A 17,569-nucleotide genomic window follows, 5' to 3' on the forward strand; every position below is an offset into this window, starting at 1 on the left:
CTATTTTTTTATGGGTTATAATTGCAAAAGCATATAAATAACAAAAGCCTCTCACTCGAGAGGCTTTTATTGTTATATTGTCAACTGCACTAATTATAAGACATCTACACCTAAGTAATTAGCTGGAGTGATTTGTTTAAGTTCTGTCTTAATCACATCTGATACATTTAATGTATCGATAAAGCTGTGAATAGAAGTCTTATTAATCACTGTATTTGTTCTAGTCAAATCTTTTAATGCTTCGTAAGGATTAGGGTATCCTTCTCTTCTTAAGATTGTCTGAATAGCTTCTGCTACTACTGCCCAGTTGTTTTCTAAATCTTGTTCAAACTTGTCTGGGTTAAGCAACAACTTATTCAATCCTTTTAGAGTTGATTCAAAAGCAATAAGTGTATGTCCGAATGGTACACCTACATTACGCAACACAGTACTATCTGTCAAATCACGTTGAAGACGAGAGATAGGTAATTTAGCTGCTAAGTGTTCGAAGATTGCATTAGCAATACCTAAGTTTCCTTCTGAGTTCTCAAAGTCAATAGGATTTACTTTATGTGGCATAGCTGAAGAACCGATCTCACCTGCTTTAATCTTTTGTTTGAAGTAATCCATAGACACATACGTCCAGATATCTCTGTCTAGGTCAATAAGGATAGTATTGATACGTTTTAATCCATCAAAGAATGCAGCGAAATGGTCATAGTGCTCGATCTGTGTTGTTGGGAAAGAGTGTTTTAACCCTAACGTCAATTCAACAAAGTCAGTACCGAACTGCTTCCAATCTTGTTTTGGGTAAGCGATATGGTGTGCGTTAAAGTTACCTGTAGCTCCACCAAACTTAGCAGCAAAAGGTACTTGCTCTAATAGAGTTAACTGTTGCTCTAGACGCTCTACGAATACGTAAATCTCTTTACCTAAACGAGTAGGTGAAGCTGGTTGTCCGTGTGTACGAGCTAACATAGGTACGTCTTTCCACTCTAAACTCAACTCTTTTAATCGGTCAATAACTGATATTAAAGAAGGTTTATATACATCTTCGTATGCTTCTTTAGTCAATAAAGGAATAGATGTATTATTTATATCTTGAGAAGTAAGTCCAAAGTGAATAAACTCTTTGTACTCTTCTAGTTTTAAAATATCAAATGCGCTTTTAATAAAATACTCTACTGCTTTCACATCGTGATTCGTAGTCTTTTCCATTTCCTTAATCCATAGAGCGTCTTCTGTAGAGAACTCTTGGTATATCTTTCTTAATTCTGGAAAGACAGAAGCTGGAACATTCGCTAATTGAGGTACGTTGTGCTCACATAATGAAATGAAATACTCTACTTCTACTAGTACTCTGTACTTGATAAGTGCTTCTTCTGAGAAGTAATTAGCTAGTGCGTTGGTCTTACCTCTATAACGCCCATCGATAGGCGAAATAGCATTTAATTCTGTTAGCATATTTTAGATTGTGTTGTTAAAGGACAAAGATAAAGTATTCGACATAGAATAGAAAAAACTTAAATAAAAAAGATGATTGATATTAGTTTTTCTTTGATGGTATGTGGTGTGTGGTGTTTGCCTTCACCATAGCATAAATAAAATTTAATAAATGTCTATTTCTTTAAATTAAGCGAAACATCACTATATATGTAATTAAAAAATATTTTATCTAAAATTATCAAAAAACATATATTTATAACTATTTTTGCTTAAAAAAATATGAAAATAAAACAAATTATTTACATAGCTCTAATTAGTTTATGTTTAACGAATTGTCAATCATCTGATGATTCTATTCCAGAGTTACAAACTAATAATGAGATACCTCTTATAGGTATCTGTGTAGATAGACTCCAGTTTAATGGTGGGTTCTCTGGTGGATGGTGGGAGTATAAAGCAAAGGGAGACGCTAATTATACAAAAACAGATATTACGAACAGCTCTGTGACTGGCCTAAAACCTGGAACAACTTATCAACTGATTTACAAAAATAAGAAAAACTCATCTCAGGTATATACATATACTACAAAGGCTTTTGAATTTGATTACAATAAAATAACTAAAGAGCAAAGCTGTTTTTTCAATGAAAGAATGTTACATACTAATAGAGAATATGCTTTCTATACTGAAGACCCTATAGAACACACTACTATAGATATGTATCTGATCAATAAAACCTTTACAGATAGTATTAAAATAAGCACAAAAATAGGAACAGATAAAAAATCTATTCACTTTAAAATACCTGATACTGTCTTTTATGATACGAATATGCCTGAACTAACCTATCTAGGTTTTAAAGCGGGTGATAAAATGGATTATTACTTTAATTCAATGTTTGACTTTAATCAGTATAAAGAGAAAAGATATGTACCTGCTAGGAGATATGAAGATTTATTAAATAATATAGCTCCTGGTATATATGTAGAGAATACTACTCCTAGACTACACAGTGTAAAAGCAATTAGATCTTCTGACAATAAATACACTACTATCCTAATACATGGTAATATGTATGGTGTATACAGAGTAGGAACTTCAAATTGCGCTAAAAAATACGAAGCTCTAGGCACTACGTTAGTAATCTACTTAGAAGATCAAAAAACAATATATATGGAAACATCTAATAATAAAGATGTTACTATTCCTTCTAGAACAATGAATACTTTCGAGACATTTTGGACTCCTAATGTACCAGCTTTAGTAAGAGATCGTAGTTTACAACAATTTTATGCTATACAGTATTATACTAATTTAATGCCTAAAGGAAAATATTACTTCCAATATAAAGCATTATTAGCCAATGGTGACTATTATGAAAGTAATAAATTAGAATTTATAACAAATGGCATTATGCAAATGAAATAAAAATATTTATCAATATAACAAAAAGGGGGGGCTTGTTTAAGCCCCCCTTTTTTAGTCATTATATTTTTTTGCAATCAATGTATAATTATGAATACCCCAAATCAATAATACAGAAGGTAGGTATTCTTAACTATTCATTGTTCATTCTTAATTACTTAGACCATTCTCTAATCGCGTCTTTATTGATCTTGATATAGTCTAAGTTATTTGCTTTCTCCGCTAACTCTAAAGCCCATTTAGCTGTTTCTACTGCCGCTATCTTATCTCCAGCTTTAGCTTGAATTTGAGATTTAAGACGTACGAAATAGTAAGGAACTTTATCAGCTGATTTCTCTATAGCTTTATCTACCCAATTTAAGGCTTTTGTAAGGTCTTTTGACGTTAAGAAGTAGTATTCTGCAGCTCCATAGTAATCAACGATTGTAGGCCCGTCAAATGTCTCTTCTATACTTTGCATAGCTAATTGATCAGTTGGCACTTTAAAACGAACAGGAACTACTGTCTTTTCCCACATAATCTCTAAGTCTGCATAATCAATGTTCACATTGTTTACAGTTACTGTAAGCGTCTCAAATTTGCGATCTGATCCAATAGGTTTCACTTTAGTTGATAGCGCTACTTTACTCTCATCCCATTTATCTGGTAATCCCCAGTTATTCGTATCTGCATAGAAGATAATCTCCCACTCCTCTACTTTAGGAATAGAATATAATGCATATGATCCTTTTTTTAACTTCTTACCACCTATCTCTACATCATTACCAAAAGTAACTACTGTATTCATATTAGCTCCTGTTCTCCACATTCTACCATAAGGTACTAAATCACCGAATACAAGACGTCCTCTCATATTAGGTCTAGAGTAATCTATCTTCACATCTGTAAGTCCTACTACTTGATGCGACTCTGCTTTAGTACTCGTAGGTGGGGTATGAACTTGTGCTTGTGTACATAGTGTAAACAATGCAAATGACAATGCAACTAAACTTCTTTTCATCTTTCTAAGCTTATTTTTATGAACTTCTCCACAGTGATATATTAACTTATATCACACAACAAAACTGGAGAAAGTCATTTATTAAATATTGTGTTTTTTATTCCTAAAAGGAAGGTTATCAAATGTATTAACTTTCTTCTTAAAATTTTCTCAAAACGACCTCGTTTTTTTTATCTAAACGAAGTAAGGGTGTTATGTGATATATTTAGTACACAAATTATGGTAAACAAAAAAGCCACGTGATAGTCACGTGGCTTCTCTAAGTATAAATTGTAAAACTTATTTTACTTTATTAATTCCGCTTTCTAACCAAGTTTTATACTCTTCTGCATCTGGAGTATAACCTACTGCTTCATTAAGACGGTTACCATCTTTATCTAAAACGATGTAGTAAGGTTGTGCATTAGCGTGGTAATTTTTCATTTGGAAATCACTCCATTTGTTACCAATAGTTTTTACTTTCTTACCTGTAGTCTCTGAAATATATTGTTCACTTTCAGGTAATTCTTTTTTATCATCTACATATAATGAGATAAGAACAATATCATTCTTTAGAACACCTAACACTGCAGGTTCTGACCATACATAGTCTTCCATTTTACGACAATTCACACAAGCAAAACCTGTAAAATCAAGTAAAACTGGTTTGTTTACTGACTTAGCATAAGCCATACCTTTTTCATAGTCTGTAAAAGCAATGATGTCATGTGCTCCTAATTTAGCTCCATCAGGAATAGTTACAGCATCTGCAGAACCGCCTTTACCACCTACTCCATAAGGGCTCTCTGAATACGTCATCGGAGGTGGGAAACCTGAGATAATCTTAAGAGGTGCTCCCCATAATCCTGGAATCATATAGATAGTGAATATAGAAACTACTAAAGCCATAAATAATCTACCTACTGATATACTCTCTGTAGGGCTATCGTGTGGCAATTTGATTTTGCCAAGTAAATACAATGCCCATGCTCCAAAAATAGCAATCCAGATCGCTAAGAATACTTCTCTTTCTAACCAATGTGCTTGTAATACAAGGTCTGCATTAGATAAGAATTTGAATGCTAAAGCAAGCTCTAAGAATCCTAATGATACTTTCACTGTGTTTAACCATCCTCCTGAACGTGGCATAGAGTTTAACCATCCTGGGAACATAGCAAACAACATAAATGGTAATGCTAATGCTAGAGAGAACCCTAACATACCTACAATAGGTGCGATACCTCCTTTAGATGCTGCTTCTACTAATAATGTTCCAACGATAGGTCCAGTACATGAAAATGATACAATAGCTAGTGCTAATGCCATAAATAGAATACCTACAATACCTCCACGGTCTGCTTGTGAATCTACTTTGTTTGCCCATGAATTAGGTAACATAATCTCAAATGCTCCTAAGAATGATGTCGCAAATACAACTAATAAAACGAAGAAGATTATATTAAAATACACATTCGTAGAAAGTGCATTCAATGAATCTGCTCCAAATATTGCAGTCACAATAGTTCCTAATACTACATAGATAAGGATAATAGATAATCCATAAATAATAGCATTCTTAATCCCTTTAGCTCTAGTTTTAGACTGTTTAGTAAAGAAACTTACAGTCATAGGAATCATAGGGAATACACATGGAGTTAATAAAGCAGCGAATCCAGATAAGAAAGCTAAGAAAAAGATAGTAAACAATCCTTTTTTCTCTTGCTTGTTATTCGCATCTGTTGCAACTGCATTATTAGTAGTGTCTTCTGTTGACTTTGTATCTACAGAAGTTGTATTTAATTCTTCGAAGTTCTTAACTTCTTTTGCAGTCAAAGTCTTTAAGTCATAAACAAATAAATTACTCTGACTTATACACATCTCTTCACATACTTGGTATGCTAACTCTACTTGAATATTTTCAGTAGCAGCGTTTGTTAATTTAATGTCCTGTACAAGCTTTACAGGTCCTACATAGTAAGTCTCATCTACTCCGAATACATCGTTAAATGTAGTCTTCGTTTCACTCTCTTTAGCTTTACCTACTAATTCATAATTCCCTTCTTGGTTATTATAAAGAAACTCTGTAGGTAGGGGGCCACCTTCTGGTGTGTACTGAGAATACATATGCCATCCTTCAGCAATAATACCATCCCAAGTGATCGTATATTCTGTATCGGACTTTTTCTCGATTTTAGTTTGCCATTTAGCTGGGTTAGCTACTTGAGCCTGAACCGTCACAAATGACACTAAAAGAAGTAGCAAAGAAGCTAATTTTCTCATAGGTTAATTTGAATTTTAATAATATTGGTTGTTGTATCTTTTATCTTAAATCGTTCATCCATTCGACTACCGATAACCCATACAATATCTTCATTGGAACATAGAAGCCAAGTATTCTCTTTGTCAAATTGACTAAACTTTTCGTCTTTAAAGAATTTACTTATTTTCTTAGTTCCTTTCATTCCAAAGGGAATAAACTTATCTCCACTTCGATATTTGCGTATAGTCAATGGAAATGTTAGTAAGTCTCCATTTACATAAATAGTCGAAGTATCAATCTTTAACTCTTTTTCTTCATAAGGTGTAATACTGATCTTTAGTGGTTGGGTTAATGTTTGTTTGTTCTCTAAATAATATATTCGTTCTTTATTCTCTTTTTCTTTAGAGACAGGTTTAATGATAAACTCTTCTCTATTTTTCAGTAGTATATGTGTAGATGAATATACAGTCTTACCTGACATTCCGTCTATTAATTCTACTATATCATCCCAAGCTGTAAATCCTAATGGTGACAACCACTTGTATAAATATGCTTTAGGATTAGACAGTTGTTTTAGTGCTATTAAATTAATTATAAGTTGTCCTTCTTCATCTTCTTTGACTACTTGATTATAAAAATAGTTACTAGCATCATTACTCAAATCTACTGTCTGCTGTAGATACTCTACTGTCTGCATAAAGGATTGACTAAAATGTGTATTAGTGTCCTTAAGCAATGGCAATATATTCTTACGAATCTTATTGCGCAAATATTTTGTTTGACTATTCGTTATGTCTTCTCTCCAACCTATTTGATTCTCTGCTTCATAATTAGCAATATCCTCTCTAGTAAATGGCAACAATGGTCTTCTAATGTAACCATTACGAGCAGGTATCCCTAATAATCCTTCTATTCCTGTTCCTCTTGATAAGTTAATCAAGAAAGTTTCCATAGAATCATCTAAATGGTGAGCAGTCAGTAAATAAGTCTTATTCTCTCGTGCTGCTAATTCTCTAAACCAATTATAACGCAACTCTCGTGCTGCTATCTGTATTGAGACTTTATTCTCACTGGCATACTGTTCTGTGTCAAACTCTGCAACAAAAACAGGCACTCCTAATTTGTCACCAAACTCTTCTACAAAAGCTTGATCTCCATTACTGTCTTCACCTCTTAAATGAAAATTACAATGTGCAATGGCAATATCTAGTTCTAATCTGTGACATAGATGTACTAAGACAATACTGTCTATCCCCCCACTAACTGCTAAAAGTAATGGTTGGTCTAATAACTCTGTAAAGTTATTCTCTACGTGTTCTTTAAATTGATTAAACATTTTATACTAAAGTCAACAAAGTAACTAAAATAATTTAATTACTCTCCCCTCTTTTGTGTTTTTTTAACCTAGATTAAGACTATAAGTCTTACTATATAAAAGATTATACAAATAGTTGAAAAGATTATAACCAAACCCAAAAATGCTTTTTTTCAGATTATAAGAAGAGTCCCCTCTTCAGTATCCTTCCCTACACAACAAAAAAGTACCTTATCCCAACTATCCTTAAAAAGAAACAGACACCAAAAAAAATACACAACATTAATTTAATTATTAACTACAATTAACAACATTAACACAATAAAAAAACATAAAAACAAACACATTAATTAACATTCTATTTATTTTCAATTAACTTAACAAATAACAAGTAATCATAGATTTGCTAAAAATAATTAACAGCCTATATTATTATGAAAAAATTTATTCTAGCATTTGGATTACTTGTATTACAGTCAACCTCAATTTTTGCTCAGGAAACACAGAAACCAATCTTACTACCTCTAGAAGGTGCTATAAACTTTAGAGATATCGGTGGATATACAACTACAACAGGTAAAAAAGTACTTACAGACAAAATATTTAGATCTGCAGAAATAAGCACATTAACTGATAAAGATTTAAAGGAATTAAAAGACTTACACATTACTAGCGTGATTGACTTTAGAGGGACAGACGAAGCTAAACAAGCTCCAGATAAATTACCCGAAGGTGCACAATACTATCTATGTCCTGCAGGCAGTGAAAATGTTGCTAATGGAAACTATGGAGATTTCATAGAAAAGATAAAGAACAATGACGATAGTTTTCTTATGGATTTCTATGGAGAAAAAGGTGTACAATACTTTGGAGATAGATACAGACTGATGTTTGATAAATTATTAAACAATTCTGACAAGGAAGCTATTCTTTATCACTGTACAGGTGGTCGAGATAGAACAGGTATGGCTACTGCATTAATATACTACATATTACAGGTACCAATGGAAACAATAGAGGAAGATTATGTGGCTTCTAATGTATTCTTAAAAGAGAAGAAAAAAGTAGGTGGAGACAAGTCTGAACAAACATATGCTGCTATGGTAAAAGCAACAGGACTGTCAAAAGAAACAATAGAAGAAAGAATGGCTCTAAAACCAAAGTATATCAGGGCTTTCTTTGAGGCCATAAACACTAAATACGGAAGTGTAGAGAATTTCCTAAAGAAAGAAATGAATATCACTTCAACTGACATTGAAAAGTTACGTCAGAAATACACTAAATAATAGTTATGAAAAAGAATTATACTAAACTAGCTTTTGTCTGTGGTGCTTTATTTCTAGGAAGTGTTCAATATATTACTGCTCAACAAATAAAAGGAACTGTAATCACTGAAGATGGTGCTATGCCTGGGGTAATCGTCAGTATTCCAAATCAAAATAAAAACACAGCTACTGAATTAGATGGCAGTTTTTCTCTTATCGCTGATGAAGAAGGAGATTGTGAATTAGTACTATCTTTTATTGGTTATACCGACAAGAAGTTACAACTAAAAATAAATAAAGGGTTAAATAATTTAGGGCCTATTAAACTAGAGGCTGATGACTCTGTTTTAGATGAAGTTGTGATTAAAAGTCCTATGGCCAATTCACAAGCCAAAGCCTATAGTATCAAAATGAATTCTCAAGCTATAATGGATGTTGTTGCCGCTGATGCTATGGGAAAACTACCTGATAGAAATGCTGCTGAGGCAGTACAACGTATACAAGGAGTAGCTGTTGCTAGATATCATGGTGAGGCTGATGCAGCAACAGTTAGAGGAACTCCTTTCTCTTGGACTTCTACCTTATTTAATGGAAACAGATTACCTAGCTCTAATATTATGGGGAATAGATCAACTGTACTTGATGCTGTCCCTTCAGAATTAATACAATATGTACAAGTCTCTAAAGCGATTACTCCTGACATGGATGGAGATGCTATCGGAGGTTCTATCAACTTCATCACTCGTACTGCTCCTTTTTCTAAAAAGCTTGGAGGAAGTTTAGCTGGTGGTTATAATGACTTCTCAGGTAAAACTACATACAATGGATCCTTAGTATATGGAGATAGATTTTTAAACAATAAACTAGGTGTTATACTAGTAGGTGCTATATGGGATAGACAGTGGGGGTCTGATGCCTTTGATGTGAAATACAATACAGGTAGTAAAAACGAAAATGAACGCAATGCAATAAATAATGTAATGTTCAAAAGATATATGGGAAAACGCCAAACTTATGGTGTTAATCTAGGTCTCGAATATGAGTTTAATGCCGATCACAAAGTTTATTTTAGAGGACTTTATGACAAGTTTAATGATATACGCCCAGTATATGAATCTTATATTGATTATTCAAAAAGTCGCTATCAGTACAACTATAGATATTCTTATTATCAAACTAGATTAACAGGAGGAGAATTAGGAGGAGTACACAGTTTATCGGACAAGACAAAGCTTGATTGGTCTTTTAGCGATTATACCTCTAAATATTTCTTAGACACTCCATCTACAACAGATAAAAAAGGATTGCCAATTGCTAGTTTTTACCAGCCTATCACTGGTGGATTTAATAACTTATCACAAGATGGATTACTATACTGGGGATTTGATGGGGGTAATGCAGGATATGATCCTTTAAAATTCACTCCTGGTTTAAAGAACCCTAATGAGACACTTAATCCAGAAAAACTATACTTGAGTAGCTTAACTATCATGCAATTAGACAATAAAGAAAATGATATAATAGCTCAAATAAATGTAAAGAATGAATTATCTGACAAGTTAACTTTTAAAGGAGGTTTTAAATTCAGAACAAAACTTAGAAACAGTACTTATGGATCTTTATACACTTATGCAGGTAAAGGAGATAAACTAAGTGATCTTAATAGAAAGGGATTCTCTAAAGGAAACGGTTATTTCACCAATATGAAAGGAGATTATAACTATTATGCTTTAGCTATTGATCCTCTTACTAAAAATCAGCTATATCAACTATTTACTCCAGATTACCTAAAGTCTCATAATTTCCAAGACTATACTCCTGCAACAAATCCTACTAATGTATATGAAGCAAGAGAAAATGTATATGCTGGTTATGTAATGGCAACTTACAAAGCTACAGATGCCCTTACTGTAACAGGAGGTCTTAGAAATGAATATACGACTACAAAATTAACTGGAACTAAAGCTAGTACTGATCAGAATACCAAACAGACAGTACTGTCAGCATCAGAAATCAAAAATGACTATAACGTATTTTTACCTATGTTACACTTACGTTACAATCTTGATGAAAGTTCTAATCTACGTTTCGCTTATACTAAAACATTTAATAGAGCTAACTTTGGTGATATGACACCTGGAGAATCGATCAATACGACAGGAGCTGATGTGGTAATTACAAGAGGTAATCCAGATCTAAAACCAACTATCTCTAATAATCTTGACTTGATGTATGAAAGGTACTTTGACAATGTAGGTTTATTATCAGGAGGTGTTTTTTACAAAAAAATAAAGAATGTAATTTTTACTAATGAATCTCAATTCACTCAAAACAACTCTACCTATATCGTTAAGGAAGCTAAAAATTTAGAAGATGCGACAGTAGCAGGATTAGAAATAGGAATGAATAGACGTTTTGATTTTCTACCTGGTTTTTGGAGTGGATTTGGTATAGAAGCTAACTACACATTCATTGATAGTAAAGTAAATGTACCTAGGCAATACAGAGAAAATGGTCAATTACTTACAGTAACAGACAAAACATCTCTTCCTGACCAATCTAAACACTTAGGAAACATAATTCTATTCTATGAAAAAGGAAAAGTTATGGTTAGATTAGCTGGTAATTACAGAGGTAAATCTATCAATGCTATTAATCAGAACTTAGGAAAAGATTACTATGTATGGACAGATAGTAACTTTACATTAGATGCTTCGGCTACATTCACACTAAACAAGAAGATTAAGTTCTTTGTCGAGTTAAACAACTTAACAAACGAACCTTTAAAACAATATATGGGAGACAAACGCCGTATTACCTCTTATGAATGGTATGGAGTAAAAGGGCAAGTAGGTGCTCGTATAGATATCTTTTAATACAAATTTTAAGCACAAAAAAAGCCTCATCTGATGATGAGGCTTTTTATATTTAGTACGGATTATAGTCCATCTACTTTATTTCCAAAATTAGAAGCTTGAGCATAAGTTCTCCATTTCTCGATACACTCTACCATATCAGTAGGTATTTCTGAGTCAAATCTCATTCTTTCTTTTGTTATAGGATGCGTAAATCCTAATGTCTTAGCATGAAGTGCTTGTCTAGGTAAAACTGTAAAACAGTTATCAACAAATTGCTTATACTTAGTAAACGTAGTTCCTTTCAATATCAAGTTACCACCATAACGCTCATCATTAAATAATGTATGACCGATATGCTTCATGTGAACACGTATCTGGTGTGTACGTCCTGTCTCTAAACGACAAGAAACCAATGTAACATAACCTAAACGTTCAAGCACATTATAATGAGTCACTGCCCATTTACCCATGCTCTCATCATCAAAAGCTGCCATCTGCATTCTATCTTTAACATGGCGTCCAATATAGCTCTCTATAGTACCTTCATCTTCTTCTACATTTCCCCATACCATCGCAATATACTCGCGCTCTGATGTCTTCTCTGCAAATTGTTTTTGAAGTTCTGTCATAGCCCACTCAGTCTTAGCAACTACAAGTAATCCACTAGTATCTTTATCAATACGGTGAACTAAACCAGGTCTTTCACTACTATTTAATGGTAGGTTCTCAAAGTGATATGCTAATGCATTTACTAAAGTTCCTGTATAGTTACCATGCCCTGGATGTACTACTAAACCTGCAGGTTTATTAACTACTAACAGAGAATCATCTTCATATACTATATCTAAAGGGATGTTCTCTGGTATAATAATGTTTTCAAACGGAGGTTGTTTCATCAACACTCGTACTACATCATTCGCTTTTACTTTATGATTAGACTTTACAGGTTCATCATTAACAAATATATTTCCATTAGCTGCTGCTTGTTGGATTTTATTACGAGTAGCATTTTCTACCAAGTTCATTAAGAACTTATCTACTCTAAGAGGAGCTTGCCCCTTACCTGCTTCAAATCGATAATGCTCAAATAACTCACCTTCTAAGTCATCGAACATTTCTACATTATCTTCTTGCATTAATCTTATTTAAATACTTTTAAAAATCAAATTCATTAGAAGTAGCTGTTGTGTTTCCACTTGCGTCTTCTACTGCTGGTGCTACGTCTAATTCTTCTTCTGACATCCCTGCTCTTCCATCTCCTAATACGAAGTCAATTCTAGACTCTTTAGCTACCTTATCACCTTCTCTTAAAACTTTACCATTTTGATAAACTTTTAGAACTACATCTTTACCTATATACGTTTGATATGTAATTGTTCCTTCTTTTAATCCTAAAGACTTAATAGTAGAAAGTGCCTGACGATATGTTAACTCTTCTAGATTAGGCAACTTTACTTTACCGAATCCTGAAGCATTAATCTTAACGTAGATCTTTCTATTTGTTTTCACACCTGTTTTAGGAGCAGGATCTTGCTCAATAATACTCAATGGTGGAAAATCTTTGTCGTAATCTAATGTATCTAATATCACCATATCAAGCTCGTTCTTCTCTAATAACTGCTTAGCTTGGTCTGTATCTAATTTGATTAAATTTGGCACTTCTATTTTCTCTCCATGATTAGTAGTGTGTGCTAACCATTTAAGCGTTAAGAAAACACCTACTATTAGGATAATAAGTGCAGCTGCTAAAGAAAGAAAAAAAGGTTTGCTCTTTAGAAAATCAGTTAATTTCATATCTATTAATTTTGAGCAAAGATATAAAATCGAAAACATTTTTTGTTTCTATGTTTTATTATAAATTTGTTTTGAACAAATACAATGTTGAAAAACATACTAACGTATTAAATTTTAGCTCTATATGAAGCACGTAGCAGTAATAATGGGAGGGTACTCTAGTGAGTACAAAATATCTTTAAACAGTGGTAAAGTAGTATGTAATACTTTAGACCGTTCTAAATATATTCCTTACCCTGTCCATATATTCGAAGACAAATGGGTATATGTTGATGATAACAATGAAGAATTCCCTATCGATAAGAATGATTTCTCTGTACAATATAAAGGTAGTAAGATCACTTTTGATGTAGTGTTCAATGCTATTCATGGTACTCCTGGAGAAGATGGATTGCTACAAGCATACTTTACTTTAATCGGTATGCCTCATACTTCTTGTGACTATTACCAAGCTGCGTTAACTATGAACAAAAGAGATATGTTATCTGTTCTTAGACCTTTCGGAATAAAGACTGCTATATCATATTACTTAAATGAAGGAGATGCTATCAATACTGAAGAAATCATCAAACGCGTAGGATTACCTTGTTTCGTAAAACCTAATCGTTCAGGCTCTAGCTTTGGTATCTCTAAACCTAAAACAACAGAAGAATTACTTACTGCTATAGAAGTAGCTTATAAAGAGGATAATGAAATCATTATCGAAAGCTTCTTAAATGGAACAGAAGTATCTGTAGGGGTTATAAACTATAAAGGAGAAATTAAAGTATTACCTATGACTGAAATCGTATCAGAGAATGACTTCTTTGATTATGAAGCTAAATATTTAGGTAAATCTCAAGAAATTACTCCTGCTAGAATCGATGATACTATTCGAATCAAAATAGAAGAAGTTGCTAGTAGAATATACAAGATCTTAAATATGCAAGGGTTCTCTCGCAGTGAGTTTATTATTGTAGATGGTGAACCATTCTTACTAGAAATGAACACTGTACCTGGACTTACGAATGAAAGTATCTTACCTCAACAAGCTAAAGCGGCTAACATTCCATTAGCAGACTTGTTTGACAATGCAATTGTTTTAGCTTTGCAAAAAGCAAATTAATTATACAGAAAAGAATATGAGAAGAGCAGTATTACCAGGTTCTTTTGATCCTATCACTAATGGACACTACGATATTATCAAAAGAGCATTACCTCTATTTGACGAGATAATCGTAGCAATAGGAGTAAACAATGATAAGAAGTATATGTTCTCACTAGAAGACAGAAAGAAATTTATAGAAGATACTTTTAAAGATGAACCTAAGATTAAAGTAGCTACTTATGAAGGATTGACAACTGACTTCTGTTTTAAAGTAGATGCACAATTTATCTTAAGAGGATTGAGAAACCCAGCTGACTTTGAGTTTGAAAAAGCTATTGCTCATACAAATCGTTTTTTAACGAAGTTAGAGACTGTCTTTTTATTAACAGCTGCTAGTACATCATTTATTAGTTCTAGTATCGTTAGAGACGTTATACGCAATAAAGGAGACTACTCTAAACTAGTTCCGCCAACAGTGAAGTTCTAATCACAATATTAAAATACTAAAAAAGCCTATCTAAGTATTCTATTAGATAGGCTTTTATATTTACTATCAGAGACTTCTTTAATTAGTCTTTTAAAATCCCTAATTCATCTATAAGTAACTTAATATTCTCATAGGAATTATTCATTGCTTCTCTGATTTGTTCTTTATTTAACCAAGCTACTTGCTCTATATCTTCTTCTATCTGTCCAACTAAAGGACCATCAAAGTCAGAAGTCATCTCGTACCAAGTAGTAATTTTTAATCTGTACTTACCATTTCGTTTAAAGATATGATAAGTCTTAGGCAACTTACGCACAATCTTTAATTGAGATACACCTGTTTCTTCTTCTACTTCACGGATAGCAGTTTCTTCCATCTCCTCGTGTTTCTCTATACCTCCCTTAGGTAAATCCCATTTACCACTGCGAAGAATAAACAACACTTCTCCCTTAGGATTAAACACAACTCCCCCTCCTGCTTTCTGTACTGGTATCTTCTCTTTTATCTTCTTTAAGATCTCTTTTTCGTCAGGATGATATAAAAAAGCCTTATCAATTTTATTTTGAAAATATTTAATGATAATTTTGTCAATATCGACACTATCTAATAAGAACAGTTGGAAATCGGTTTCTTTCTCGATTTTATCTGTCAGGAACAATGGTTTGTCGTTTACAAAAACTTTATACATTTGTATTATGATTTTTAATAAAGAAACAGCACACAAAACTGCCGAGTCACTTCTGCAAATTAACGCAATTAAATTAAATCCTAAAAATCCTTTTACTTGGGCTTCAGGATGGAAATCTCCAATTTATTGTGATAACCGTATTACATTGTCTTATCCAGAGATCAGAAAATTCTTACAAAAAGAGTTTGCTGAAAACATCGTTGCTAAATATGGTAAACCAGATGTTATCGCTGGTGTAGCTACAGGAGCTATTGGTATAGGTCTATTAGTAGCAGAAGCTTTAGAATTACCTTTCGTATATGTTCGTCCTGAACCTAAAAAACATGGAAGACAAAATCAAATCGAAGGACAATTAGAAGCAGGTAAATCTGTAATAGTAATCGAAGATCTTATCAGTACTGGTAAAAGTAGCTTACAAGCAGTAGAAGCTCTAAAAGAAAACGGGGCAAACATCTTAGGTATGGCTGCTATCTTTACTTATGAGTTCCAAGTTGCAGAAGATAATTTCAAAAATGCAGGAATAGAACTAACTACATTGAGCAACTACACTTCTTTATTAGAAAATGCAGTAAATCAAAAGTACATTTCTGATAGCGACTTTGAAACTCTACAAGAGTGGAGAAAGAATCCATCAGAGTGGAATCAATAACAATATCCTAAAAACAGAATATATGAACTTAGAAAGTCCAAAAGTAACCGTAGCTAAATCAGCTGAATATATCTTCAACGCTTTGACAGACGTAAAAAACTTTGAGAAGTTAATGCCTGAATCAATTGCTAAATTTGAAGTTACAGGAGATGATTCTTTTATATTCGCACTTAAAGGAATGCCTGAAATTAAATTGAAGAAAAAAGAGCAAACTCCTAACTCTAAAGTAATCTTAGGAGCTGCTAGTGATAAACTTCCTTTTACATTAACTGGGAATATCACTGAGGTAGATGCTAACAATACAGAAATACAACTTCAATTTGAAGGTAGTTTCAACCCTATGATGGCAATGATGGTAAAAGGACCTATCGGTAAATTTATCGAAGCATTAGCTGGAAATATGAATAAATTATAATATACAAAAAGAGCTGTTTTTAATTTTAAAACAGCTCTTTTTTATTATTCTTATCTAAGTGTACATTACTTAAACTCTACTTTATATTCTAATACTTTAGGATTTTCTATAATCTCTGCCATAGAAAACTTCTTCTCAAAAGATTTTCCATCTTTACTAATTACAGCATCTTGGTAAGACACTGATTTAATCGGTTTATCAAAAGTGGTTTTTAGGATATAAGTAAACATCCCTTCCATACCTCCCATTTCACTTGCTTTCTTATCGTCTTTCACCTCTTCAGCAATTAACTTTCTCTCAAAAGATTTAGACGTTAAGCTATATTCACTATCCTTTAATAACATAGGTGTATTACTCTTTTTACCTTTCTCAAAGTCTCTTGTTTTCTCAGTAAGCTTATTTATATTCAAAAGAGATTGGTTCAAATCTGCAATATCTTTTGCATTCACTTTAAAATTAAAATCAGCTAAAGAATCTTTCATATTAACCATAAAGCGAATATTCTTAGTACTATCAAAAAGCTCTTTGTTTGCTTTTATAATACTATCTTTCTTCTGCTCACCATTCTTCTCCTTTAACATAGCGAATTCTATTAATTGCTCAATAGTAAACTCTTGACCACTTAACATCTCTATCTTATCAGCATCTCCTTTGAAGATAGCTTTCTTATCAGGTACACTCTGTAATAACTCTCTAAAGTCCATTTTAAAAGCATAATCTACAGCTCCATTCTCTTTTACGTAAATCTCTTCTTTCGTCACACACGATTGCAGAGATAATACTACCCCTAAAAACAATAAATAAATCTTTTTCATCTGTTTAATTTTTTCGATACACAAAGGTAAGCTTTTAACATAAGTATGACAGATAACAATAAAATAAAAAACAGCAGTAAACCCAAGTCTACTACTGTTTATAAAAT

15 protein-coding genes are annotated in these 17,569 nt (G+C 32.7%); 7 read left to right on the top strand and 8 right to left on the bottom strand.

The genetic code is table 11. The annotated features are described in order from the left end of the window. Positions 1-93: 93 nt before the first annotated feature. Positions 94-1,443, bottom strand: a complete 1,350-nt coding sequence (gene purB / locus BMX53_RS11400; RefSeq protein ID WP_074746424.1) for an adenylosuccinate lyase — start codon at positions 1,441-1,443, stop codon at positions 94-96. A gap of 261 nt (positions 1,444-1,704) precedes the next feature. Between purB and BMX53_RS11405 the strand changes: the two genes are divergently transcribed. Next, on the top strand, positions 1,705-2,853 hold the full coding sequence (locus BMX53_RS11405) for a hypothetical protein (protein ID WP_074746426.1): 1,149 nt from the start codon (positions 1,705-1,707) through the stop codon (positions 2,851-2,853). A gap of 151 nt (positions 2,854-3,004) precedes the next feature. Here the strand turns inward: BMX53_RS11405 and BMX53_RS11410 are convergent, their stop codons facing one another. The 3 genes from BMX53_RS11410 to tilS all read right to left on the bottom strand — a co-directional run bounded on the left by BMX53_RS11410 (position 3,005) and on the right by tilS (position 7,425). After that, positions 3,005-3,850: a DUF2911 domain-containing protein gene (locus tag BMX53_RS11410; protein ID WP_074746428.1), complete on the bottom strand. Its 846-nt coding sequence runs from the start codon at positions 3,848-3,850 to the stop codon at positions 3,005-3,007. A 279-nt stretch (positions 3,851-4,129) separates the two neighbouring features. After that, positions 4,130-6,109 carry a protein-disulfide reductase DsbD family protein gene (locus tag BMX53_RS11415; RefSeq protein WP_074746430.1) on the bottom strand — a complete coding sequence of 660 codons (1,980 nt, stop codon included), beginning with the start codon at positions 6,107-6,109 and terminating at the stop codon, positions 4,130-4,132. Continuing rightward, positions 6,106-7,425, bottom strand: a complete 1,320-nt coding sequence (gene tilS, locus BMX53_RS11420; protein ID WP_074746432.1) for a tRNA lysidine(34) synthetase TilS — start codon at positions 7,423-7,425, stop codon at positions 6,106-6,108. Before tilS ends, BMX53_RS11415 begins: the two co-directional genes overlap by 4 nt. 413 nt (positions 7,426-7,838) lie before the next feature. Here tilS and BMX53_RS11425 point away from each other — a divergent pair, with 413 nt between their 5' ends. Further along, the gene (locus tag BMX53_RS11425; RefSeq protein WP_074746434.1) at positions 7,839-8,690 is read left to right on the top strand and encodes a tyrosine-protein phosphatase; all 852 of its coding nucleotides are present in this window, start codon (positions 7,839-7,841) and stop codon (positions 8,688-8,690) included. 5 nt (positions 8,691-8,695) lie between these two features. Beyond that, positions 8,696-11,545: a TonB-dependent receptor gene (locus BMX53_RS11430; protein WP_074746436.1), complete on the top strand. Its 2,850-nt coding sequence runs from the start codon at positions 8,696-8,698 to the stop codon at positions 11,543-11,545. A 62-nt stretch (positions 11,546-11,607) separates the two neighbouring features. On the opposite strand, the gene BMX53_RS11435 is transcribed toward BMX53_RS11430, so the two are convergent. Together BMX53_RS11435 and BMX53_RS11440 are read right to left on the bottom strand one after the other, a co-directional pair. Next, a complete protein-coding gene (locus BMX53_RS11435; protein WP_038985826.1) occupies positions 11,608-12,663 on the bottom strand; it encodes an RluA family pseudouridine synthase in 1,056 nt (351 codons plus the stop codon). Positions 12,664-12,682: 19 nt separating this feature from the next. Next, positions 12,683-13,321, bottom strand: coding sequence for a PASTA domain-containing protein (locus BMX53_RS11440; protein ID WP_038985825.1), 639 nt, complete (start codon positions 13,319-13,321; stop codon positions 12,683-12,685). A 124-nt stretch (positions 13,322-13,445) separates the two neighbouring features. On the opposite strand from BMX53_RS11440, the gene BMX53_RS11445 reads away from it, so the two are divergent. Both BMX53_RS11445 and coaD read left to right on the top strand, forming a co-directional pair. Beyond that, on the top strand, positions 13,446-14,426 hold the full coding sequence (locus BMX53_RS11445) for a D-alanine--D-alanine ligase (RefSeq protein WP_074746438.1): 981 nt from the start codon (positions 13,446-13,448) through the stop codon (positions 14,424-14,426). A gap of 16 nt (positions 14,427-14,442) precedes the next feature. Next, the gene (coaD, locus tag BMX53_RS11450; RefSeq protein WP_038985823.1) at positions 14,443-14,895 is read left to right on the top strand and encodes a pantetheine-phosphate adenylyltransferase; all 453 of its coding nucleotides are present in this window, start codon (positions 14,443-14,445) and stop codon (positions 14,893-14,895) included. 82 nt (positions 14,896-14,977) lie between these two features. Here coaD and BMX53_RS11455 read toward each other — a convergent pair whose 3' ends face one another. Next, positions 14,978-15,583, bottom strand: a complete 606-nt coding sequence (locus tag BMX53_RS11455; RefSeq protein ID WP_038985822.1) for an NUDIX hydrolase — start codon at positions 15,581-15,583, stop codon at positions 14,978-14,980. A 7-nt stretch (positions 15,584-15,590) separates the two neighbouring features. Here BMX53_RS11455 and pyrE point away from each other — a divergent pair, with 7 nt between their 5' ends. Together pyrE and BMX53_RS11465 are read left to right on the top strand one after the other, a co-directional pair. Next, positions 15,591-16,232 carry an orotate phosphoribosyltransferase gene (gene pyrE / locus BMX53_RS11460; protein ID WP_074746440.1) on the top strand — a complete coding sequence of 214 codons (642 nt, stop codon included), beginning with the start codon at positions 15,591-15,593 and terminating at the stop codon, positions 16,230-16,232. Between the two features lie 22 nt (positions 16,233-16,254). Then, a complete protein-coding gene (locus BMX53_RS11465; RefSeq protein WP_038985820.1) occupies positions 16,255-16,647 on the top strand; it encodes a hypothetical protein in 393 nt (130 codons plus the stop codon). A gap of 65 nt (positions 16,648-16,712) precedes the next feature. Here the strand turns inward: BMX53_RS11465 and BMX53_RS11470 are convergent, their stop codons facing one another. Continuing rightward, positions 16,713-17,462, bottom strand: coding sequence for a hypothetical protein (locus BMX53_RS11470; RefSeq protein WP_074746442.1), 750 nt, complete (start codon positions 17,460-17,462; stop codon positions 16,713-16,715). Positions 17,463-17,569 lie beyond the last annotated feature (107 nt).

The sequence above is a fragment of the Myroides marinus genome (genome assembly GCF_900109075.1).
Classification (GTDB): Bacteria; Bacteroidota; Bacteroidia; order Flavobacteriales; family Flavobacteriaceae; genus Flavobacterium; species Flavobacterium marinum_A.